21 protein-coding genes are annotated in these 21105 nt (G+C 67.9%); 13 read left to right on the forward strand and 8 right to left on the reverse strand.

Annotation, left to right across the window (positions count from 1 at the left end):
* Nucleotide 1 precedes the first annotated feature (1 nt).
* The 5 genes from EZ313_RS00595 to EZ313_RS00615 form a co-directional block, all read right to left on the reverse strand.
* Nucleotides 2-1516: a UxaA family hydrolase gene (locus EZ313_RS00595; RefSeq protein ID WP_135261293.1), complete on the reverse strand. Its 1515-nt coding sequence runs from the start codon at nt 1514-1516 to the stop codon at nt 2-4.
* A 4-nt stretch (nt 1517-1520) separates the two neighbouring features.
* Nucleotides 1521-2918: a TRAP transporter large permease gene (locus tag EZ313_RS00600; protein ID WP_135261294.1), complete on the reverse strand. Its 1398-nt coding sequence runs from the start codon at nt 2916-2918 to the stop codon at nt 1521-1523.
* A gap of 19 nt (nt 2919-2937) precedes the next feature.
* Nucleotides 2938-3492: a TRAP transporter small permease gene (locus tag EZ313_RS00605; protein WP_135263508.1), complete on the reverse strand. Its 555-nt coding sequence runs from the start codon at nt 3490-3492 to the stop codon at nt 2938-2940.
* 80 nt (nt 3493-3572) lie between these two features.
* Complete coding sequence (locus tag EZ313_RS00610; protein WP_135261295.1) at nt 3573-4550, reverse strand: sialic acid TRAP transporter substrate-binding protein SiaP; 978 nt, start codon at nt 4548-4550, stop codon at nt 3573-3575.
* 31 nt (nt 4551-4581) lie between these two features.
* Nucleotides 4582-5313, reverse strand: a complete 732-nt coding sequence (locus EZ313_RS00615; protein ID WP_135261296.1) for a FadR/GntR family transcriptional regulator — start codon at nt 5311-5313, stop codon at nt 4582-4584.
* Between the two features lie 104 nt (nt 5314-5417).
* On the opposite strand from EZ313_RS00615, the gene EZ313_RS00620 reads away from it, so the two are divergent.
* Complete coding sequence (locus EZ313_RS00620) at nt 5418-6155, forward strand: SDR family oxidoreductase (protein ID WP_135261297.1); 738 nt, start codon at nt 5418-5420, stop codon at nt 6153-6155.
* Nucleotides 6156-6236: 81 nt separating this feature from the next.
* Entirely contained in the window at nt 6237-7085 is an 849-nt protein-coding gene (locus EZ313_RS00625; protein ID WP_135261298.1) for a fumarylacetoacetate hydrolase family protein, read from the forward strand.
* A gap of 56 nt (nt 7086-7141) precedes the next feature.
* Here the strand turns inward: EZ313_RS00625 and EZ313_RS00630 are convergent, their stop codons facing one another.
* From EZ313_RS00630 to EZ313_RS00640, 3 genes are all read right to left on the reverse strand, one after another.
* Nucleotides 7142-7849, reverse strand: coding sequence for a hypothetical protein (locus tag EZ313_RS00630; protein WP_135261299.1), 708 nt, complete (start codon nt 7847-7849; stop codon nt 7142-7144).
* Between the two features lie 423 nt (nt 7850-8272).
* On the reverse strand, nt 8273-8563 hold the full coding sequence (locus tag EZ313_RS00635) for a hypothetical protein (protein WP_135261300.1): 291 nt from the start codon (nt 8561-8563) through the stop codon (nt 8273-8275).
* Between the two features lie 121 nt (nt 8564-8684).
* The gene (locus EZ313_RS00640) at nt 8685-9752 is read right to left on the reverse strand and encodes an alpha/beta fold hydrolase (RefSeq protein WP_135261301.1); all 1068 of its coding nucleotides are present in this window, start codon (nt 9750-9752) and stop codon (nt 8685-8687) included.
* Nucleotides 9753-9961: 209 nt separating this feature from the next.
* Between EZ313_RS00640 and EZ313_RS00645 the strand changes: the two genes are divergently transcribed.
* The 11 genes from EZ313_RS00645 to EZ313_RS00695 all read left to right on the forward strand — a co-directional run bounded on the left by EZ313_RS00645 (nt 9962) and on the right by EZ313_RS00695 (nt 21062).
* The gene (locus EZ313_RS00645; RefSeq protein ID WP_135261302.1) at nt 9962-10663 is read left to right on the forward strand and encodes a TetR/AcrR family transcriptional regulator; all 702 of its coding nucleotides are present in this window, start codon (nt 9962-9964) and stop codon (nt 10661-10663) included.
* A 7-nt stretch (nt 10664-10670) separates the two neighbouring features.
* Nucleotides 10671-12467 (forward strand): acyl-CoA dehydrogenase C-terminal domain-containing protein, encoded by a 1797-nt coding sequence (locus EZ313_RS00650; protein WP_135261303.1) that lies wholly within the window; start codon nt 10671-10673, stop codon nt 12465-12467.
* Nucleotides 12468-12565: 98 nt separating this feature from the next.
* Nucleotides 12566-15025, forward strand: a complete 2460-nt coding sequence (locus EZ313_RS00655; RefSeq protein ID WP_135261304.1) for a 3-hydroxyacyl-CoA dehydrogenase/enoyl-CoA hydratase family protein — start codon at nt 12566-12568, stop codon at nt 15023-15025.
* 107 nt (nt 15026-15132) lie between these two features.
* Nucleotides 15133-15465 carry an endonuclease domain-containing protein gene (locus EZ313_RS00660; RefSeq protein WP_240788493.1) on the forward strand — a complete coding sequence of 111 codons (333 nt, stop codon included), beginning with the start codon at nt 15133-15135 and terminating at the stop codon, nt 15463-15465.
* Nucleotides 15466-15485: 20 nt separating this feature from the next.
* Nucleotides 15486-16691 (forward strand): acetyl-CoA C-acyltransferase, encoded by a 1206-nt coding sequence (locus EZ313_RS00665; RefSeq protein WP_135261306.1) that lies wholly within the window; start codon nt 15486-15488, stop codon nt 16689-16691.
* Nucleotides 16692-16702: 11 nt separating this feature from the next.
* Nucleotides 16703-17509, forward strand: coding sequence for an acyl-CoA thioesterase (locus EZ313_RS00670; protein WP_205960305.1), 807 nt, complete (start codon nt 16703-16705; stop codon nt 17507-17509).
* Between the two features lie 3 nt (nt 17510-17512).
* Nucleotides 17513-18235: an SDR family oxidoreductase gene (locus EZ313_RS00675; RefSeq protein WP_135261307.1), complete on the forward strand. Its 723-nt coding sequence runs from the start codon at nt 17513-17515 to the stop codon at nt 18233-18235.
* On the forward strand, nt 18235-18825 hold the full coding sequence (locus tag EZ313_RS00680) for a 2-hydroxychromene-2-carboxylate isomerase (protein WP_135261308.1): 591 nt from the start codon (nt 18235-18237) through the stop codon (nt 18823-18825). Before EZ313_RS00675 ends, EZ313_RS00680 begins: the two co-directional genes overlap by 1 nt.
* The gene (locus tag EZ313_RS00685) at nt 18822-19589 is read left to right on the forward strand and encodes an enoyl-CoA hydratase (protein ID WP_135261309.1); all 768 of its coding nucleotides are present in this window, start codon (nt 18822-18824) and stop codon (nt 19587-19589) included. Before EZ313_RS00680 ends, EZ313_RS00685 begins: the two co-directional genes overlap by 4 nt.
* Before the next feature lie 183 nt (nt 19590-19772).
* Nucleotides 19773-20654, forward strand: a complete 882-nt coding sequence (locus tag EZ313_RS00690) for a cytochrome c oxidase assembly protein (RefSeq protein ID WP_135261310.1) — start codon at nt 19773-19775, stop codon at nt 20652-20654.
* 51 nt (nt 20655-20705) lie between these two features.
* Nucleotides 20706-21062, forward strand: a complete 357-nt coding sequence (locus EZ313_RS00695) for a YciI family protein (protein WP_135261311.1) — start codon at nt 20706-20708, stop codon at nt 21060-21062.
* Nucleotides 21063-21105: the final 43 nt, after the last annotated feature.

The raw sequence follows: 21105 nt of genomic DNA on the forward strand, positions 1-21105 counted from the left end.
GCTACATCACCGCCCCGACCTGCCACGGCACGAACTCGTTCTGCCCGTAGCCGTGCTTCTCGCTCTTGGTCGCCTCGCCGGACGCGGTGGCCAGCACCAGCCGGAAGATGCGTTCGCCCATCGCCTGGATGGACGAGGCGCCGTCGATGATCTCGCCGCAGTTGATGTCCATGTCCTCCTCCTGGCGCTGCCACAGCGCCGTGTTGGTGGCCAGCTTGAGCGAAGGCGAGGGCGCGCAGCCGTAGGCCGAGCCGCGCCCGGTGGTGAAGCAGATCATGTTGGCGCCGCCCGCGACCTGGCCGGTGGCGCTGACCGGGTCGTAGCCCGGCGTGTCCATGTAGACGAAGCCGTGCGCCGTCACCGGCTCTGCGTATTCGTACACCGCCTGCAGGTTGGTGGTGCCGCCCTTGGCGACCGCGCCCAGCGACTTCTCCAGGATGGTGGTCAGCCCGCCCGCCTTGTTGCCGGGCGAGGGGTTGTTGTTCATCTCGCCCTCGTTGACGCGGGTGTACTGCTCCCACCAGCGGATGCGCGAGATCAGCTTCTCGCCCACCTCGCGCCGTACCGCGCGGCGCGTCAGCAGGTGCTCGGCGCCGTAGATCTCCGGCGTCTCCGAGAGGATGGCCGTGCCGCCGTGCGCGACCAGCAGGTCCACTGCCGCGCCGAGCGCCGGGTTGGCGCTGATGCCCGAATAGCCGTCGGAGCCGCCGCATTGCAAGCCGATGGTGATGTGCTCGGCGCCGCAAGGCTCGCGCTTGACGCGGTTGGCCTGGGGCAGCATCTCCTTGACCAGCGCGATGCCCTTCTCGACCGTCTTGCGAGTGCCGCCCGTGTCCTGGATGTTGAACACGCGCAGCGACTCGCCCTCGCGCAGGCTGCTGTGTGCGAGCCACGCGTTGATCTGGTTGGCCTCGCAACCCAGGCCGACCACGATCACGCCCCAGAAGTTGGCGTGCGTCGCATAACCGGCCAGCGTGCGCTCGAGGATCTGCATGCCCAGGCCCTGCGTGTCCATGCCGCAGCCGGTGCCGTGGGTCAGGGCGACCACGCCATCGATGTTGGGAAAGTCGGCCAGCGCGCCCGGGTTCGTCTGCCGCGAGAAATGGTCTGCGATGGCGCGCGCCGCGGTGGCCGAGCAGTTGACGCTGGACAACACGCCGATGTAGTTGCGCGTGGCCACCCGGCCGTCGGCACGCCGGATGCCCATGAACGTCGCCTGCCTGCGCGCCGGTTCCGGCTTCACGTCGGCTCCGAAGGCGTAGTCGCGTTCGAAATCGCCCATGGCAATGTTGTGCGTGTGCACGTGCTCGCCTGCTGCGATGGGTTTGCTTGCGAACCCGATGATCTGGTTGTAGCGGCGCACCGGCTCGCCGGGCGAGATGTCGCGCATCGCCACCTTGTGGCCGGGCGGGATCAGGCCCTTGACCTGCACGTTCTCGACGCTGGTGCCGCCCACGAGTTGCGCGCGGGCGATCAGGACGTCGTCCTGCGGATGGAGTCGGATGAAGGGAGTCATGGGATCAATAGAACATCTTGGGCAGCCACAGCACCAGCTTGGGGAAGTAGGTGATGACCACGAGCGAGCCTAGCAGCGGCACCAGCCACGGCAGTATGGCCATGGTCGTGCGCTCCACCGACAGCCGCGCGACGCGCGCCAGCACGAACAGCACCATCCCCATGGGCGGGTGCAGCAGCCCGATCATCAGGTTCAGCACCATCACCAGCCCGAAGTGGACCAGGTCGATACCCAGCTGCTGGCAGATCGGCACCAGGATCGGAACGAGGATGGTGATGGCCGCCGTGGGCTCCAGGAAGCAGCCCACGAACAGCATCAGCAGGTTGGCCAGCAGCAGGAACACCCAGGGATCGCGCGTGAAGCCCAGCACCCACTGCGAGATGGCGGCCGTCACGCCGGTGGCCGTGAGCATCCAGCCGAAGATGCTGGCGGCGGCGACGATGAAGAGGACCGTGGACGTCGTCTCGACGGTATCGAGGCAGACCTTGACGAACATCTTCCACGACAGCGTGCCGTACCAGGCGAAGCCCAGCGCCATGGCCCAGATGCAGGCGGCGATGGCGCCTTCGGTGGGCGTGAACAGCCCGGTCGTCATGCCGCCGATCAGCAGCACGGGCGTCATGATCGGCAGCACGGCCTGGAAGCGGAAGATGCGGTCCATCGCGAACAGCACGACGATGCCCGCGACCACGGTGGCCTGGGGCGGCAGGCCGGCCTTGGCGACCAGCAGCCAGAGCGCGGTGGGCCAGGCGATCACCACCAGCGTCTCGGCCAACGCCTTGAGCACGCGCGGCCATTCGAAGCGGATGTCGCCGCCCCAGCCGTTGCGGTGCGCGAACCAGGCCACCGTCAGCATCATCAGGATCGCCATCAGCACGCCGGGAAGGATGCCGGCCAGGAACAGCGCGCCCACGCTGACGTTGGCCATCATCCCGTAGATGACGAAGGGCAGCGACGGCGGGATGATCGGCCCGAGCGTGGCCGACGCCGCGGTCACGCCCACGGCGAACTCGGTCTCGTAGCCATGGTCCTTCATGGCCTTGATCTCGATCGTGCCCAGGCCCGCGGCGTCGGCGATGGCGGTGCCGCTCATGCCGGCGAACACCACGGAGCCCACCACGTTGACGTGGCCGAGGCCGCCCTTGAGCCAGCCCACGAGCGCGAGCGCGTAGTTGTAGATGCGGTTGGTGATGCCCGCGTTGTTCATCAGGTTGCCGGCCAGGATGAAGAACGGCACCGCGAGCAGCGGGAAGCTGTCGATGCCGCTCACCATGCGGTGGATGACGACGAAGGGCGGCAGCGTGCTGTCCGACAGCATGATGAACAGCAGCGCCGAGCCGGCCATGGCGATGGCCACCGGCAGGCCGGTGCCCATCAGGCCGAGGAAGATGAGCTTGAGCATGGGTTCCTTCGGTGCCGCGTCAGCGGTGGTCCTCGAAAGCGCTCTCGGGCCGCTCCAGCACCGAGTAGCCGCGCCGCAGGTGGTTGCGCATCACGAGCACGGACCGGAACGCCATGGCCATGAAGCCCACCAGGCACACGCCGTACACCCAGTTCATCGGCAGGTCCACCATCGTCATGCGCGAATTGCTGCCCAGCTTGAGCATCATCAGCACGGTGAGCACGGAGGCGGCCGCGAAGAAGACGATCCGGGCGATGTCGACGGCTGTGGCCAGGCCGCGCGCGAACCGGCGCGGCATGTAGCGGTAGAAGAAGTCCACCTGGATGTGGTTGTTCTTGATCACGCCGATCGTCGCGCCGGTGAAGACCGTCGCAATGAGCAGGTAGCGCGCGATTTCCTCGGTCCAGGCCGCCGAGTCGTTGAAAACGTAGCGGGTGACGAACTGGTACAGGACCACCCCTCCCAGGACCCAGAAGAAGGCGAGCGCCACCCAGGCCTCGGGGGCGGTGCCGGAAAGCACCACCGCCTCGTCCTGCGCATGGAACTCGCCGTCCGCGCCCATCACGGGCGGCATGTCGTCGATGGTGCTGCCACCCGCGACGACAGGCTGCCCGCCCAGGGAACCGGGGCCGACCCCTTGCAGCGGTGTCTGGCTCACTTGAGCCCGACCACGCGGTCCCAGTCCTTCTTGTCCAGCTTCATGGACTCGAACGTGATGGCCTTGAGCACGCGCTGCTGGAAGTCGTTGCGGTCGACGGTCACGACGTTGATGCCCTTCTTCTTGAACTCGTCCACCAGCTCGCCTTCGCGCTTGCGGATGTCGTTGGTGGCCTTCTCCGCCGCTTCCTGCGTCACCTCGGCCAGGATCTTCTGCTCCGCCGGCGTGAGCTTGCCCATGAGGGTGGGCGAGACCACGGTGAGCAGCGAGTCGGCGATGTGGCCGGTCAGGATGATGTTCTTCTGCACCTCGTAGAACTTCTTGGCCTCGATGGTGGGCAGCGGGTTCTCCTGCGCGTCGACGGTGCCGTTCTGAAGCGCGAGGTACACCTCGGCGAACGCGATCGGCGTCGGGTTGGCGCCGCACGCGCGCGGCAGCGCGGTGTAGGCGGGCGCGTCCGGCACGCGGATCTTGAGGCCCTTCATCTCGTCGCAACTCTTGAACAGCTTGTTGCTGGTGGCGTGGCGCGCGCCGTAGTAGGTGAGGGCGGTGACGGTGTTGCCGGTAGCTTTCTTGTAGCCCTCGGTCAGCTCCTTGAACACGTCGCTCTTGCTGTACTTCACGACGTGGTCGGCGTCGCGGAAGGTGAACGGGTAGTAGCTCACGGCCAGCCGCGGGAACGAGGTGGCGGCGAAGGAAGCGCCGGTCAGGATGATGTCCACCGTGCCCAGCTGCAGACCCTGGTTGATGTCGCTTTCCTTGCCCAGGCTGGAAGCGGGGAACACCTGGATCTCGTACTTGCCGTTGGTGCGCTTCTTGAATTCCTCGCCGGCCCACACCGACCACTTGTGGTACGGCTCGGACGTCTCGTAGACGTGGGCCCACTTGAGCTTGGTCTGCGCCATGGCGGGTGCCGCGGCGGCGGCGGCCAGGGCGCAGGCCGCGATCAGTTTCAGGGTGAGGCGCTTGCTCATTCGCTTGTCTCCTAGGGTGGTGGTTCTGGCGTCAGGAACTGTTGTTGGCGCGGCGCCAGCTCGCGCTGTAACGTTTGTAGGCTCGCTGCAGGTGGTGGTGCATCGCGTCGCGCGCGGCGGCCGCATCGCGGTCGCGGACCGCCTCCAGCACGCCCTCGTGTTCTTCCAGCGCGGCGCTCCACGACGCCGGGTTCTCGAAGTAGCCGCTCATGCGCTCGAACAGCGCGCCGCCGCGGGCGTGCCAGTAGCCCAGCACGGTGTCGCGCAGCACCTCGTTGGCGCAGGCGTCGGCGATCGCGATGTGGAAAGCCTCGTCGCCGCGGCGCGGGATCACCCCGGCCTCCGCGTCTTCGCGCATCTGCTCGAGTGCAGCCGCCATCGCGGCCACCTGCGCCTTGCGGGCGTGGCGGGCGGCCAGCGCGGCCACTTCGCCTTCGACCAGTTCGCGCGCCTTCATCAGTTCCAGCGGGCCCCATTCGCCGGCGGCGGCATGGGCTCCGTGGCCGTTGACGCGCCCGTTGCCGTTGACGTGCTGCGGCCGGGCGTAGATGCCGGAACCGACGCGCACCTCGACCCAGCCCTCGACCTCGAGCGCGATCAGCGCTTCGCGCACCGAGGGTCGGCTCACGCCGAGCTGGCGCGCCAGGTCGCGCTCCGCAGGCAGCCTGCTGCCCGCGCCGAACTCGCCCTGCGCGATGAGTCCGCGCAGCTGCTCGGCGATCTGCCGGTACAGGCGCTGGGATTCGACGGCTTGCAGAGGCATGGCTAGGGACTTGTGCTGATTGGCCAAGTGGTCAGGCCAATTAGGATCGGGCCAATCCGGATGCGCGGCATCCGGCAAAACCCGACCCGCGCCAGGAGCCTTCCGTGCGATTGAAGAACAAGACCGCCCTCGTCACCGCCGCGGGCCAGGGCATCGGCCGCGCCAGCGCGCTGGCGCTCGCGGCCGAGGGCGCCCAGGTGTGGGCGACCGACGTGAACGCTTCCCTGCTGTCGGCGTACGAGGGGCACGAGCGCATCCGTGCCGTCACACTGGACGTGCTGGACAAGGCGGCCATCCAGCGCGTGATCGGCGAGATGCCGGCGATCGACGTGCTCTTCAACTGCGCCGGCTACGTGCACAGCGGCAGCATCCAGCAGGCGACGGACGAGGAGTGGAACTTCGCGCTCAACCTGAACGTGCGGTCGCAGTTCTGGGCCATCCAGGCCGCGCTGCCGAAGATGCTGGCGCAGGGCCGCGGCGGCAGCATCATCAACATGGCCAGCGTGTGCAGCAGCATCAAGGGCCTGCCCAACCGCTTCATCTACGGCACCACCAAGGCCGCGGTGATCGGCCTGACCAAGAGCGTGGCCGCCGACTACGTGGCCGACGGCATCCGCTGCAATGCGATCTGCCCCGGCACGGTCGACACGCCTTCGCTGCAGGACCGCATCAACGCGCAGCCCGACCCGGTGGCCGCGCGCAAGGCCTTCATCGCGCGCCAGCCGGTGGGGCGCCTCGCGCAGGCGCCGGAGATCGCCCCGCTGGTCGTCTTCCTCGCCAGCGACGAGTCGGTGTTCGTCACGGGCCAGGCATACGCCGTGGACGGCGGCATCACGATTTGAACCTCCTCGATTTCCGGCTCCGGGCGTTCACGCGCACGGACTGATTCCACGAACGAACAACACACGAAAGGAAGAACGAACATGAAGCTGGTGCGCTATGGCAACCCGGGCCGCGAGAAGCCGGGCCTGATCGACGACGAAGGCAAGCTGCGCGACCTGAGCGGCGTGGTGCCGGACATCGGCCCCGAGCAACTCGGCCAGGCGGGCTTGGCTCGCATCCGCAAGGCCAATCCCGCCAAGCTGCTGCTGGTGCGAGGCAAGCCGCGCATGGGCTGCCCGGTCAACGGCATCGGCAAGTTCATCGCCATCGGCCTGAACTACGCCGACCACGCCGCCGAGTCGAACGCGCCGATCCCCAAGGAGCCGATCGTCTTCATGAAGGCCACGAGCTGCATCCAGGGGCCGAACGACCCGGTCATGCTGCCCAAGGGCTCGGTCAAGAGCGACTGGGAAGTGGAGCTGGGCGTGGTCATCGGCACGCGCGCGCGCTACGTGTCCAAGAAGGACGCGCTGTCGTTCGTGGCCGGCTACACGCTCGTCAACGACGTGAGCGAGCGCGAGTACCAGCTCGAGCGCGGGCCGCAATGGGACAAGGGCAAGGGCTGCGACACTTTCGGCCCGATCGGCCCCTGGCTGGTGACGCCCGATGAGATCGAGAACGTCCAGCGGCTGGACATGTGGCTCGACCTGAACGGGAAGCGCATGCAGACGGGCAACACGAAGACCATGATCTTCAATTGCGCCACGCTGGTGAGCTACGTGAGCCAGTTCATGACGCTGCTGCCCGGCGACGTGGTCACCACCGGCACGCCGCCCGGCGTCGGGCTCGGGATGAAGCCGCCGATGTACCTGAAGAAGGGTGATGTGATGACCCTGGGCATCCAAGGGCTGGGCGAGCAGCGGCAGGAAGTGGTGGGATTCAAGGCCTGAGCCCATCGCCTTGGTGCTGCTCCTGGCCGGGCGCGGCGCGCTCAGCCAGGACGCACTTACCTGAGCACGATGCTGTTGAGGGCGGCATCTGTCCCACCCTGAATCACTGAGCAGCCAGTCAGAAGCCCGTCGCTCCCGGCGGGGCAAATAGTGACGTCAGCTTCATCGCCATCGGTGATATAGACAGTGGAGCCCCGGACTGCGACTTGGGTGGCGTACGCGAACCCATCAGTGCCGGCGCCCCTGCAATCCGTGAGGGAGCCGTCTCCGTCGATGATGCAGCGGACGACGTCGTCAGCCCCATTCGTAAGGTACATGTGGTTTCCGCTGATGGCGAAACCCGAAGGCTCCACAAGCCCCGTGGCGCCTGCGTCTTTACAAGCAGACAGAGAGCCGTTGGGCAGCACCGCACACGTGGAGACCTGCTGGAGGTCATAGTCCAATATGTACGCGGTCGAATCCACGAGCCGGATGTCTTCCACCATGACCGCCATCGCCTGCGGAAATCCGGCATCGCCGCAAGCGGCCACTGATCCGTCGTCGCCGATTTCGCACTTGCGGACATGAGGTGCGCGATAGCTCGCGATGTACAGATTCGACCCATGGGCCGTCATCCCATAGTTGTCCACAAGACCTGTCACACCAGTGTCGGCGCAGCCGGAAAGTGTCCCCTCGGCCGCAATGCTGCAGCGAATGAGCGCAACACCGAGCTGACTGTGGTTGATGATGTAGGCGTGGCCCCCCGAAACCGCCATCGCGGTCATGAACTCGAATCCCGAAACTCCCGCGTCGGCACAGTCGACCAGCGCGCCGCTGCTTGCGATCTTGCATACCTCGACTTTGTTTCGGTAGAGAAGGTAGGCTGTACTTGCAAGCGGAGGTGCTGGCGGTGCAGGTGGTGCGGGCGGCGGCCCGGCCACAGGCGGAGAGACAGGATCTTGGCCCCCGCCTCCACCTCCGCAGGCTGCAATCGCTACGCACAGGAAGACAGCACCCAGCGCTGCCAATCTAGATCGGGAAGTTCTTTGCATTCCATGGCTCCAATGAAAGTGCCACCTCGACAGCAAGGCGACGCGCGATCATTGGGGCCGGGAAGCAGCCCGGTCAGTGCATAAGGTCCCGCGAGGGGAACGGCCCGGCCTTGGGTTGCCGCATCAGGGGCGAACAGCGGCAGGAAGTCGTCGCCTTCAAGAGCTGACGTACGTTTCGCGGGGTGCGCCGCGCCCTTCCGCCTCTCCCCTGCGAAGGGCCGCGGCGCACAGCGCCGCCATGCTCAACGTCCAGCGGCCGACCTGGACCGCGGCCTCGTCGACGGCCTGCTGCCGCAGCCGGGCCGCCTGGCGTTCCGTCTGCTCGCGCAGGCTGATCGCGGCGGGCTTCGGCAACGCCTCTCCCAGCTGGATGACGTGAAAGCCTCCGTGCTCGTCGACGTGGACGGACAGCTTGCGGGCGGCGCGGGACTGGGCTTGTGTGCTCATGGCGATCTCCTTTGAACCATGGGCTCATTGAAGACGCCGCAGCGCGCGCCGTCGCGGGACGCGAGTCCTACGGTCGGGCAGCACTCGGTCGCGGACCCGGGACCGCCGTCCCGCGGCTTGCTCAGCCGATGCCGAAACCGGCCTGACGCGCACGCACGATCGCCTGCGCGCGGTTCTCCACCTCGAGCCGGGTGAACAGCGCCGAGACGTTGTTGCGCACGGTCTTCTCGGCCAGGCCCAAGCGCGCGGCGATCTGCGCGTTGTCCAGACCTTGCGCGAGCAGCTCCAGCAGGTCGCGCTCCCGCGCGCTCAGGCCGGCGAAGGCCGGCTCGCCTGCGCCGCCCGCGGAACCGGGAAGGAAGCCGTCGATCAGGGCCATCATGCGGTCGAACGCCGGCTCGCCCGCGAGCGGGACGTGGTTGATCGAGTCGAGGATTTCGAAGCGCGCGCCGGCGATGTTCGCGGCGAGGAATCGCCCCTCCTCGAACGGGATGCGGGCATCGCCGCGGCAATGCATCACCAGCGTCGGGCAGCGCAGCGCCGCAAGGTGGGGCGAGGCATCGATCTCCGCGAACCCACTCACGATGCGTGCCGCCTGCGCCGGCGAGCAGGACAGCCGCTGCATGTCGTTGAATGCTTTTGCCTGCTCCTGGCTGGCGCCCGGAAAGAACTGGGTGGTGAAGACCTGCCGGAAAGCCGCGTTGTCCTGGCCCCAGCCGTCCTCCACCAGCCTGGCAAGCGCGTCGATCATCGGGCGCTGCCCCGGCTGGCGCACGAGCGCCCCGCGCGCGAACGCGTCGCACAGCACGAGGTGGCTGACGCGATGCGGGTTCGCCGCCGCGTACGCGATCGCGGCCGCGCCGCCCTGCGAGGCGCCGAGCAGCGCGACCCGCTCATGCCCGGCGGCATCGATCACCGCGGCGAGGTCCGTCACCAGCGTCTCGAGCAGCACCGGCTCCGTGGCGGCGGAAGACAGGCCGCAGCCCCGGTTGTCGTAGCGGATGAGCCGGTAGCGGGTGCTCAGCGCTTCGATCCAGGGCCCCCAGACCGGCATCTGCCAGTCCCATTCCAGATGCGTCATCCAGTGGCCCGCGCGCACCAGCGGCCAGCCGCGCCCGCTCGTCGCATAGGCGATCGAGGCGCCGCCTGTGGACGGGGCGAAGCGGATTTCCTGGACGAAGCGGCTCATGGACGACCTTGGCGGCGGCTGCGCTGCAGGGCCGCGCGGACCCGCGACCTGCATGCCGCACGATAGCTGCAAGGCCGCTGCTGCGGCGCATTCGCAGCTCCGCCGCAGCTCGCGCGTCGCAGGACAAGCCAGGAAATTTGCGCCGACCCCATTGCCGCCGCCCAGAAATCCTGCAAAATAGAACGACCGTTCGTATTTTTTTGCCCGCCATGTCCGTCACCGAACTGCCCCTCAAGTCGCGCCTCGCCCGCGAGGGCCGCGCCATGCAGAAGGGCCAGCAGACCAAGGCCGCCATCATCGACGCCGCCCTCGGCTTGGCCACCCAGATCGGGCTGGAGGGCCTGTCCATCGGCGCGCTGGCCGAGGTCACGCAGATGAGCAAATCGGGCGTGTTCGCCCACTTCGGCTCGCGCGAGGAGCTGCAGATCTCGGTCGTCCGCGAGTACCACACGCGCTTCGAGGAAGAAGTGTTCTACCCGGCGCTCCAGGCCCCTCGCGGGCTGCCGCGCCTGCGCGCAATGTTCGCCAACTGGATGAAGCGCACCTCGGTCGAGATCGATTCGGGCTGCATCTACATCAGCGGCGCCGTGGAGTTCGACGACCGGCCCGGCCCGGTGCGCGACGCGCTGGCCAGCTCCGTGATGGCTTGGCATTCCGCGATGAAGCGGGCGATCACCGGCGCCAAGGAAGAGGGCCACCTGCGTGCCGACGTGGATGAAGAGCAGATGCTCTTCGAGATCCACGGCCTGATCCTCGCGCTGCACTACGAAGCGCGCTTCCTGAAGAATCCCGGCTCGATAGCCCGCGCCAACGCGGGCTTCGACAACATCCTGCGCCGCTATGGCGCCGAGCCGGGCGCGAAAGCCGCCGCCCGCGCGCAACGCACGCCCAAACCTGCCACCAAGGAGTGATCCGCAGATGCCCACCTACACCCCGCCCCTGCGCGACCTGCAGTTCGTCATGCACGAAGTGCTCAAGGTCGCCGACGAGTACAAGGCCATGCCCGCCCACGCCGAGGTGGACGAGGAGACCATCAATGCCATCCTGGAAGAGGGCGGCAAGTTCGCCAGCGAGGTGACCTTCCCGCTCAACCAGACCGGCGACACGGAAGGCTGCAAGCTCGACCCGAAGACGCACGAGGTCGCGACGCCCAAGGGTTTCAAGGAGGCCTACGCCAAGTACGTCGAAGGCGGCTGGCCCGCGCTCTCGGCCGACCCGGAGTACGGCGGCCAGGGCCTGCCCATCGTGGTCAACCAGGCCATCTACGAGATGCTCAACTCGGCCAACCAGGCCTGGACCATGTACCCGGGCCTGACGCACGGCGCCTATGAGGCGCTGCATGAGCACGGCACGCCCGAGCAGAAGAAGATGTACCTGCCCAAGCTCACCAGCGGCGAGTGGACGGGCACCATGTGCCTGACCGAGCCGCACTGCGGCACCGACCTGGGCCTGCTGCGCACCAAGGCCGAGCCCCAGTCGGATGGCACCTACAAGATCACCGGCAACAAGATCTTCATCTCGGCCGGCGAGCACGACTTGGTCTCCAACATCGTGCACCTGGTGCTGGCCCGCCTGCCCGACGCGCCGCAGGGCAGCAAGGGCATCAGCCTGTTCATCGTGCCCAAGTTCCTGGTCAACCCGGACGGCTCCCTCGGCCAGCGCAACGGCATCTGGTGCGGTGGCCTCGAGCACAAGATGGGCATCCACGGCAATGCCACGGCGCAGATCGTGCTGGATGGCGCCGTCGGCACGCTGGTGGGCGAGCCGAACAAGGGCCTGCAGGCGATGTTCGTGATGATGAACGCCGCGCGCCTGGGCGTCGGCATGCAGTCGCTGGGGCTGACCGAAGTGGCCTTTCAGAACGCGCTGGCCTACGCGAAGGACCGGATCCAGATGCGCTCTCTGTCCGGCCCCAAGGCCAAGGACAAGCCGGCCGATCCGATCATCGTGCACCCCGACGTGCGCAAGATGCTGCTCACGGCCAAGGCGTACGCCGAAGGCGGCCGGGCGCTTTCGCTGTACAGCGCTCTGCTGATCGACCGCGAGCTGAACCACCCCGACGAGAAGGTGCGCAAGGAAGCCGCCGAGATGGTGGCGCTGCTCACGCCGATCGTGAAGGCCTTCCTCACCGACAACGGCCACATCGCCACCAACGCCTGCCTGCAGGTGTTCGGCGGCCACGGCTTCATCGCCGAGTGGGGCATGGAGCAGTTCGTGCGGGATAACCGCATCAACATGATCTACGAGGGAACGAACACCGTGCAGTCGCTGGACCTGCTCGGCCGCAAGGTGCTGGGCAACCAGGGCGCGACGCTCAGGAAGTTCGGCAAGCTGGTCGCGCAGCTGGTCGAGGAGGAGGGCGTCAACGAGAAGATGGCCGAGTTCATCAACCCGATCGCGATGCTCGGCGAGCAGCTCACGCGCTTCACCACCGAGATCGGCTTCAAGGCGTTCCAGAACCCGGATGAAGTCGGCGGCGCAGCGGTGGACTACCTGCGCGTGCTGGGGCACCTGGTGTTCGGCTACTTCTTCGCACGCATGGCGCAAGTGGCGCTGCGCGAGATCGCGGCCGGAAACACCGATCCGTTCTACAAGGCCAAGCTGCAGACGGCGCGCTTCTACTTCGCCCGCCTGTTCCCCGAGACGGCGACGCTGATGCGCACGGCGCGCGCCGGCGTGCGCTCCCTGCTGGACACGGAAGAGGCGCTCGCGTGAGGGGAGCCGTCCTGCTCGCAGGACTGCGGCAAGCGCCTCCAGTTGCGCGGCTCGATCGGCCCGTCCGGTGCGGGTGAAGTAGGAAACAGGAGAGTTCCATGTACAAGGATCAGGACGATCGCACCGCCGCACCGGCGGGGCAGGACAACGAGAAAACCACGCGGCGCTTCCAGGTGAAGAAAGTCGCCGTGCTCGGCGCCGGCGTGATGGGCGCGCAGATCGCCGCGCACCTCGTCAACGTCAAGGTGCCCGTCGTTCTTTTCGACCTCCCCGCGAAGGGAGGCCCGAAGAATGGCGTCGTCACCAAGGCGGTCGAAGGCCTGAAGAAGCTCAAGCCCTCGCCACTGGGCGTGCCCGAAGACGCGGTGCTCATCCAGCAGGCCAACTACGAGGAGCACCTTTCCCTGCTCGGCGAATGCGACCTGGTGATCGAAGCGATCGCCGAGCGCATGGACTGGAAGCTGGACCTGTACAGGAAGATCGCGCCGCACGTGGCGCCGCATGCGATCGTCGCGTCCAACACCTCGGGCCTGTCGATCACGAAACTTTCGCAAGCGCTGCCCGAGGCGATCAAGCCGCGCTTCTGCGGCATCCACTTCTTCAATCCGCCGCGTTACATGTACCTGGTGGAGCTGATCGCCACGCCGGCGACGCGGCCCGAGATCCTGGACGACCTGGAAACATTCGTCACCAGCGGGTTGGGCAAGGGCGTGGTGCGCGCCAAGGACACGCCCAACTTCATCGCGAACCGCGTCGGCATCGCCGGCATGCTGGCCACGATGCGCGAGGTGGAGAAGTTCGGCCTCACCTGGGACGTGGTGGACGACCTCACCGGCAAGAAGCTGGGGCGCGCGTCCAGCGGCACCTTCCGCACCGCGGACGTCGTGGGCCTGGACACGATGGCGCATGTGATCAAGACACTGCAGGACAACCTGAACGCTGACACCGATCCGTTCTACGCCAGCTTCGCGACACCCGATGTCCTGAAGACGCTGCTCGAGATGGGCCACCTGGGCCAGAAGAGCAAGGCCGGCTTCTACAAGAAGGTGGGCCGCGAAGTGCTGCGGTTCGACCCGGCCCGCAAGGACTACGTCCCCGCCGGCGAAAAGGCCGACGAGGTGTACGGCCGCATGCTCAAGAAGCCCGCCGCCGAGCGCCTGAAGCTGCTGCGCCACAGCGAAGGGCCGCAGGGCCAGTTCCTCTGGTCCATCCTTCGCAACAGCTTCCACTACGCCGCCGTGCACCTGGCGTCGATCGCCGACACGGCCCGCGACGTGGACCTCGCGATGCGCTGGGGCTTCGGCATGAAGCAGGGCCCCTTCGAGCTCTGGCAGGAAGCCGGCTGGCTGCAGGTGGCCAAGTGGATCCAGGAGGACATCGAGGCCGGCCGTGCACTGTCGAAGGCGCCGCTGCCGGAGTGGGTGTTCAAGGGGCCGGTGGCCGAGGCGGGTGGCGTGCACACGCCTGAGGGTTCCTGGAACCCGACCACGAAGAAGTTCGAGCCACGCCGGCTGCTGCCCGTGCACCGTCGCCAGTACTTCCCCGAAAACGTGCTCGGCAGCGGCGCCCCGAAGTGGGAGACCGCCGGCCGCACGCTGCACGAGGACGCCAACATCCGCCTCTGGACGCTGGACGACGAAGTGCTGGTCGCCAGCCTCAAGACCAAGATGCACGCCATCAGCCCCGAGGTGTGCGAAGGCCTGCAGCAGGCGATCGAGACCGCGGAGAAGGACTTCCAGGGGCTGGTGATCTGGTCCGGCGACGAGCCGTTCTCGGTCGGCGCCGACCTTCAGTCGATGCTGCCGGCCTTCATGGCCGTGGGCGTGGCCGCGATCGAGGACGCAGAAGGCTTCATGCAGCAGACGATGCTGCGGCTTCGCTATGCGGCGGTGCCGGTGGTCTCGGCGATCCGCGGCATGGCGCTGGGCGGCGGCTGCGAGCTCGCGATCCACTCCTCGCACCGCGTTGCGGCGATGGAAAGCTACATCGGCCTGGTGGAAGTGGGTGTGGGCCTTGTACCCGGCGCGGGCGGCCTGACGTACATCGCGCGCCGCGCGGCCGAAGCGATGGCGCAGAGCACGCACAAGGACCTGCTGCCTTTCCTCACGGAGGGCTTCACCGCCGCCGCGATGGCGAAGGTGGGCACGAGCGCGATCGAGTCGCGCAAGCTCGGCTACCTGCTGGACAGCGACGTGATGGTGCCGAACAAGGACGAGCTGCTGTACGTGGCCATCGCGCAGGCCAAGGCCCTGCACGACGCCGGCTGGCGCGCGCCGCTCAAGCGGCTGTTCCCGGTCGCGGGACGCAGCGGGAAGGCGACGATCCAGGGCCAGCTGGTGAACATGCGCGACGGCGGCTTCATCAGCCGCCACGACTTCCACATCGCTTCGCTGATCGCCAACGTGGTCACGGGCGGGGACGTGGATGCGGGCACGCCGGTCAGCGAGGAGTACCTGATGACGCTGGAGCGGCAGGCGTTCTGCGAGCTGGTGCAGCATCCGAAGACGCAGGAGAGGATTTTGGGGATGCTGGGCACAGGGAATCCTGTTCGGAACTGATCGCCCTTCTCCTTCCCCCTCCGGGGGAAGGCCGGGATGGGGGCGCTCCGATGCGACAACAAGCAACTTCACTCACACATGTCCGCGCGCAGTCGCTCCGAAGGGAGATGACAGACGCGGAGCGGCTGCTGTGGTCCCGGCTTCGCATGGAGCAGCTTGGCGTGAAATTCCGGCGACAGCATCCTTTCGGACCTTACATCGCTGACTTTGCCTGCTTAGATCCGAAAGTCGTCATCGAACTTGATGGCTCGCAGCACGCGGAGCAGACCGCGTATGACGCTCGCCGCGATGCGTTCTTCCGCGGAAATGGATTCAAGGTGCTTCGCTACCCCTGCAACGCGCCCATGACGAACCTGGACGGGGTGCTGCTGGACATCCTGCAGCACATTGGCGCCGGAGCGCCCCCACCCCAACCCTCCCCCGGAGGGGGAGGGAGCTGAACACAAAGGAGCTGGCTTCCATGAAACAAATCCAAGACGCCTACATCGTCGCCGCCACCCGCACCCCCATCGGGCGCTCGCACCGCGGCTATTTCCGCAACACGCGCCCCGACGACCTCCTCGCCACGGCGTTGCGCTCCGCGCTCGCCCAAGTGCCGAACCTCGACCCGAAGGCCATCGAAGACATCGTCTGCGGCTGCGCGATCCCCGAAGCGCAGCAGGGCCTGAACGTCGCCCGCATCGGCGCGGTGCTCGCCGGCCTGCCCAAGAGCGTGGGCGGCATCACGGTCAATCGCTTCTGCGCCTCGGGCCTGTCCGCAGTGCAGATGGCGGCGGATCGCATCCGCGTGGGCGAGGCCGACGTGATGGTCGCCGCGGGCACGGAGAGCATGAGCATGGTGCCGATGATGGGCAATTCGCCGTCGCTGTCGCCCACCATCTTCTCCAACCCGGACGACATCGAAAGCTACGGCATTGCCTACGGCATGGGCCTCACGGCGGAGAAGGTCGCTCAGCAGTGGAAGGTCGGGCGCGAGGCGCAGGACCAGTTCGCGTACCAGTCGCACATGAAGGCGGTCGCGGCGATGCAGGCCGGCGAGTTCGCCGACGAGATCACGCCGGTGGAAGTGGCCGAGCGTTCGGTGGACCTCGAATCCGCCGAAGTCAGCGTCGACAAGCGCACCGTGAACCTCGATGAAGGCGCGCGGCCGGACACCACGCCGGAAGGCCTGGCCAAGCTCAAGACGGTGTTCGCCGCACGCGGATCGGTGACGGCAGGCAACAGCTCGCAGACGTCCGACGGCGCCGGCGCGCTGATCCTGGTGAGCGAAGCCGCGCTCAAGCGCTTCAACCTGCAGCCGCTGGCCCGCTTCGTCAGCTACGCAAGCCGCGGAGTGCCGCCGCACATCATGGGCATCGGCCCGGTCGAGGCCATCCCGGCCGCGCTCAAGGCGGCGGGACTCCAGCAGGACCAGCTGGACTGGATCGAACTCAACGAGGCGTTCGCCGCGCAGTCGCTCGCCGTCATCGACACGCTCAAGCTCGACCCCGCCAAGGTCAACCCGATGGGCGGCGCCATCGCTTTGGGCCATCCGCTCGGCGCGACGGGCGCCATCCGCTCCGCAACCGTGGTGCACGCGCTCCGCCGCAAGAACCTGAAGTACGGCATGGTGACGATGTGCGTGGGCATGGGCCAGGGGGCCGCCGGCATCTTCGAGCGCGTCTGAGAGCGCACCGCATGAGCCCGCACGTCCTCGACCAGGCGATCGCGCTGGAGCCGGCCGGCGACGACCTGTGGCGCGGCCGCACCCACGCGGAGTACGCCAACTTCATCGGCCCCTACGGCGGCGTGACGGCGGCCCAGCTCCTGCAGGCGGTGCTCCTGCACCCGCAGCGGCTCGGCGAGCTGGTGGCCTTCACCATTAATTTCGCCGCGGCCGTCGCGGACGGCGAGTTCCACGTGCGGGCGCGGCCCGCGCGCACCAACCGGTCCACGCAGCACTGGGTCGTCGAGATGCTCCAGGACGACCAGCCCGTCGCCACCGGCACGGCGATGACGGCCGTGCGGCGCCGGACCTGGGGCGCCACCGAGGCCGAGATGCCGCAGGTGCCCCCGCCGCAGGACCTTCCGCGCGAGGCGGCGCGGGGCGTGGCCTGGGTGCGGCACTACGAGCGCCGCTACGCCGAAGGCAACGTACCGACGGAATGGAAGGGCCAGGGCGGTCCCTCCAGCCGCACGCGCCTGTGGCTGCGCGACGCGCCGGATCGTCCGCTCGACTTCGCGTCCCTGACCGCGATGGCGGACAACTTCTTTCCACGCCTGTGGCTGCGGCGCGCGACCCAGGTGCCCATCGGCACCGTCAGCATGACCGTCTACTACCATGCCGACTCCACGCTGCTGCAGGCGACCGGCACGGACTACGTGCTCGCGCAGGCGCAGGGCCAGGGGTTCCGCAACGGCTACCTCGACCAGGCGGGGCAGCTGTGGAACCGGCAGGGCGACCTGCTGGCCACGACCCACCAGCTGATGTACTACAAGGAGTAGGCCATGCAGAAGGTCGCGCTCGTCATCGGGGCCGGCGACGCCACCGGCGGCGCCATCGCGCGCCGCTTCGCCCGCGAGGGCTTCGCCACCTGCGCCGTGCGGCGCAGCGCCGACAAGCTGCAGCCGCTGCTCGACGAGATCCGCGCGGCGGGCGGCGTGGCCCACGGTTTCGGCACCGACGCGCGCAAGGAGGAAGAAGTTGTCGCGCTGGTGGAGCAGATCGAGACGCAGGTCGGCCCGATCGAGGTGCTGGTGTTCAACATCGGCGCCAACGTGCCCAGCAGCATCCTGGAGGAAACCGCGCGCCGCTACTTCAAGGTCTGGGAGATGGCCTGCTTCTCCGGCTTCCTGAGCGCGCGGGAAGTCGCCAGGCGCATGGTGCCGCGCGGCCGCGGCACGATCCTCTTCACCGGCGCCACGGCTTCGATGCGCGGCGGCGCCCACTTCGCCGCTTTCTCCGGCGCCAAGCACGCCCTGCGCGCGCTGGCGCAGAGCATGGCGCGCGAACTCGGCCCGCGCGGCGTGCACGTCGCCCATGTGGTGATCGACGGCGCCATCGACACGGCGTTCATCCGCGACAACTTCCCCGAACGCTACGCGCTCAAGTCGCAGGAAGGCATCCTGAATCCCGAGCACATCGCCGACCAGTACTGGATGCTCCACTGCCAGCCGCGCGACGCCTGGACCCACGAGCTCGACCTTCGACCCTGGATGGAGAAATTCTGATGGCCAAGGACCTGGATTTCTATTTCGACGTCGGCAGTCCCGCCGCCTACCTGGCGTGGACGCAGATGCCGCGGCTGGCGCGCGAGACCGGCGCGGCCGTCCACTACAAGCCCATGCTGCTGGGCGGCGTGTTCCAGGCCACCGGCAACCGCTCCCCCATGGAAGTGCCGGCCAAGAGCCGGTGGATGAACGAGGACCTCGGCCGCTTCGCCCGCCGTTACGGCGTCGAGTTCCGCCACAACCCGCATTTCCCGATCAACACGCTGACGCTGATGCGCGGCGCGCTCGGCCTGCAGATGCGTGAGCCCGCGAAGCTGCTGCCCTACGGCGACGCGGTGTACCGCGCCATCTGGGTCGAGGGCCGCAACATGAACGGTCCGGCCGAGGTCGGCGCGGTGCTGCAGCGGGCCGGGTTCGATCCGCAGGCCCTGCTGGCGCTGGCCCAGGACGCCGAGGTCAAGGAAAACCTCAAGACGGTGACGCAGGTGGCGGTGGCGCGCGGCGTGTTCGGCGCGCCCACCTTCTTCGTCGGCGACCAGATGTTCTGGGGGCAGGACCGGCTCGACTTCGTGAAAGAGGCTTTGCAATGACACAGGACATCCTCACCCACGCCGAAGGCGGCGTGCTCACCATCACGCTCAACCGGCTGGAGCGCAAGAACTCCATCACGTCGGCGATGTACGGCGCGATGGCCGACGCGCTGCAATCCGCGGCGTCGGACAGCGCAACGCGGGTCGTGGTGCTGCAAGGGCACGAGACGATCTTCTCGGCCGGCAATGACATCGGCGACTTCCTCAACCAGCCGCCCTCGGGCGAGGGCTCGCCGGTGTTCCGGTTCCTGGGCGGCATCGCGCAGTTTCCGAAGCCGCTGATCGCGGCCGTGTGCGGTCCTGCAGTGGGCGTGGGCACGACGATGCTGTTCCATTCCGACCTGGTCTTCGCCGGCGACAACGCCGCGTTCTCCATGCCGTTCGTGAACCTCGGGCTGTGTCCCGAAGCCGCCTCCAGCCTGCTGGTGCCGCAGATGTTCGGCTACCACCGCGCGGCCGAAGCGCTGCTGATGGGCGAGCCCTTCATGGCCGAAGCGGCGCTGGAGGCCGGCTTCGTCAACCGCGTGCTGCCGCCCACCGAGGCCAACGCCTACGCCAACGCCCAGGCCCGCAAGCTCGCGGCCAAACCGCTCTCCAGCCTGGTGGAAACCAAGCGGCTGATGAAGAAGCCGTACCTGCCCGCCGTGCTGCAGCAGATGCAGGAAGAGGGCGCCAGCTTCAGCCGCATGCTGCGCGAGCCCGCCGCACGGGAGGCGTTCACCGCGTTCATGGAGAAGCGCAAGCCGGATTTCAGCAAGGTCTGAGTTCGCGCGGATGGGCTCCAAGAGCGCCGTGCGGTAGTCCATCCGGGTAGCCGCGATGCCGCAATCAGGTGCGCTGCCACCGTAAACTGTTGAACACACAAGAGCGGGAATCACACGCCCGCCGCACTCGGAAAAGGGAGCGCGCGAGGCGCGGAGCGCAGGGGCACGACGCGGGAGACGTTGATGAGGTGTGCCCTGCTCGGAATGGCGCTGCTGCCCATCGCGGCGCGGGCGCACACGCGGGAAGGACTGCCCCCGGCCGCGCCCCTTTGGCAGTGGAGCACCGACCCGTGGGTGATCGGGCTGCTGGCGATTTCCGCCCTGCTGTACGCGCGCGGCGTCTGGCGGCTCTGGGCCGTCGCGGGCTGGGGCCGCGGCATCGGCAAGGCGCCGGTCATCGCCTTCACGACCGGGTGGCTGACGCTGGTCATCGCGCTGGTCTCGCCGGTGGATTCGCTGGGCGGCCGCCTCTTCTCGGCCCACATGCTGCAGCACGAACTGCTGATGGTGCTCGCCGCGCCGCTGCTGGTGCTGGGACGGCCGCTGGCGGCCTGGACGTGGGCGTTCGGCTCGAAGAACCGCCGCCGGATCGGCCGCGCGGTGCAGGCGCGCTGGCTGGTGTCGACCTGGTCGACGCTGACGGAACCGGTCATGGCGTGGTGCCTCCATGCGACCGTGCTGTGGCTGTGGCACGTGCCCGCACTGTTCACCGCCGCCCTGCTGCATGAGGGCGTGCACACGCTGCAGCACACGACTTTCCTGGTGAGCGGGCTGTTCTTCTGGTGGACGGCGCTCGGCGGGGACCCGCGCATCGGCCGCGGCACGGGCGTCGCGGTCGCGTCGCTGTTCACCACGATGCTACACACGGCGGCGCTCGGCGCGCTTCTGAGCCTGGCGCCAACGCCTTGGTATCCGCCTTACCTGACGACCACCGCCGCGCTCGGCATGGACCCGCTGGAAGACCAGCAACTCGGCGGCCTGGTGATGTGGGTGCCGGCCGGCCTGGCCTACGTCATCGCCGCGCTGGGCCTGCTCGGTCGGATGCTGACGAGACAGCGGGCTTGAAGAATCCTCGATGACGGACAGGGGCTCGGGCTTGCGCTAGGATGCGCCGCCATGGCCTACATGCTGCTGATCGTGGAAGAACCCGGACAGCGCGCCTCGCGCACCGAAGCGCAGGGGCGCGAGGTGTTCGACCGCATGCTGAGCTGGGGCAACGGGCTCAAGCAGCGCGGGCTGCTCAAGGCCATGGAGTCGCTGAGCTCGCCCGACCAGGACTCAGCCCGCATCCAGGTGCGATCGGGACAGACGCGCCTGGTCGACGGGCCGTTCGCCGAGGCCAAGGAAATGGTCGGCGGCTTCTTCCTGCTCAACTGCAAGACGCGCGAAGAGGCGCTCGCCCTCGCACGCGAATGCCCGGCCGCCGAATGGGCCACCGTCGAGGTCCGCAAGCTCGGCCCCTGCTACACCTGAGCCCGATTCAGGGTTAGTCCCGGGCCGGACGGCTGTCGATTTC

The organism is Ramlibacter henchirensis (assembly GCF_004682015.1).
GTDB lineage: Bacteria > Pseudomonadota > Gammaproteobacteria > Burkholderiales > Burkholderiaceae_C > Ramlibacter > Ramlibacter henchirensis.

Bases quoted from the DNA above. Each gene is read 5' to 3' on its own strand.
- EZ313_RS00615 (WP_135261296.1), bottom strand. From the start codon at position 5,313: ATGCCTCTGCAAGCCGTCGAATCCCAGCGCCTGTACCGGCAGATCGCC.
- EZ313_RS00595 (WP_135261293.1), bottom strand. From the start codon at position 1,516: ATGACTCCCTTCATCCGACTCCATCCGCAGGACGACGTCCTGATCGCC.
- EZ313_RS00605 (WP_135263508.1), bottom strand. From the start codon at position 3,492: ATGCCGCCCGTGATGGGCGCGGACGGCGAGTTCCATGCGCAGGACGAG.
- EZ313_RS00645 (WP_135261302.1), top strand. From the start codon at position 9,962: ATGTCCGTCACCGAACTGCCCCTCAAGTCGCGCCTCGCCCGCGAGGGC.
- EZ313_RS00670 (WP_205960305.1), top strand. From the start codon at position 16,703: ATGAGCCCGCACGTCCTCGACCAGGCGATCGCGCTGGAGCCGGCCGGC.
- EZ313_RS00650 (WP_135261303.1), top strand. From the start codon at position 10,671: ATGCCCACCTACACCCCGCCCCTGCGCGACCTGCAGTTCGTCATGCAC.
- EZ313_RS00655 (WP_135261304.1), top strand. From the start codon at position 12,566: ATGTACAAGGATCAGGACGATCGCACCGCCGCACCGGCGGGGCAGGAC.
- EZ313_RS00695 (WP_135261311.1), top strand. From the start codon at position 20,706: ATGGCCTACATGCTGCTGATCGTGGAAGAACCCGGACAGCGCGCCTCG.
- EZ313_RS00675 (WP_135261307.1), top strand. From the start codon at position 17,513: ATGCAGAAGGTCGCGCTCGTCATCGGGGCCGGCGACGCCACCGGCGGC.
- EZ313_RS00640 (WP_135261301.1), bottom strand. From the start codon at position 9,752: ATGAGCCGCTTCGTCCAGGAAATCCGCTTCGCCCCGTCCACAGGCGGC.
- EZ313_RS00660 (WP_240788493.1), top strand. From the start codon at position 15,133: ATGACAGACGCGGAGCGGCTGCTGTGGTCCCGGCTTCGCATGGAGCAG.
- EZ313_RS00635 (WP_135261300.1), bottom strand. From the start codon at position 8,563: ATGAGCACACAAGCCCAGTCCCGCGCCGCCCGCAAGCTGTCCGTCCAC.
- EZ313_RS00610 (WP_135261295.1), bottom strand. From the start codon at position 4,550: ATGAGCAAGCGCCTCACCCTGAAACTGATCGCGGCCTGCGCCCTGGCC.
- EZ313_RS00690 (WP_135261310.1), top strand. From the start codon at position 19,773: ATGAGGTGTGCCCTGCTCGGAATGGCGCTGCTGCCCATCGCGGCGCGG.
- EZ313_RS00685 (WP_135261309.1), top strand. From the start codon at position 18,822: ATGACACAGGACATCCTCACCCACGCCGAAGGCGGCGTGCTCACCATC.
- EZ313_RS00680 (WP_135261308.1), top strand. From the start codon at position 18,235: ATGGCCAAGGACCTGGATTTCTATTTCGACGTCGGCAGTCCCGCCGCC.
- EZ313_RS00625 (WP_135261298.1), top strand. From the start codon at position 6,237: ATGAAGCTGGTGCGCTATGGCAACCCGGGCCGCGAGAAGCCGGGCCTG.
- EZ313_RS00665 (WP_135261306.1), top strand. From the start codon at position 15,486: ATGAAACAAATCCAAGACGCCTACATCGTCGCCGCCACCCGCACCCCC.
- EZ313_RS00630 (WP_135261299.1), bottom strand. From the start codon at position 7,849: ATGACCGCGATGGCGGTTTCGGGGGGCCACGCCTACATCATCAACCAC.
- EZ313_RS00600 (WP_135261294.1), bottom strand. From the start codon at position 2,918: ATGCTCAAGCTCATCTTCCTCGGCCTGATGGGCACCGGCCTGCCGGTG.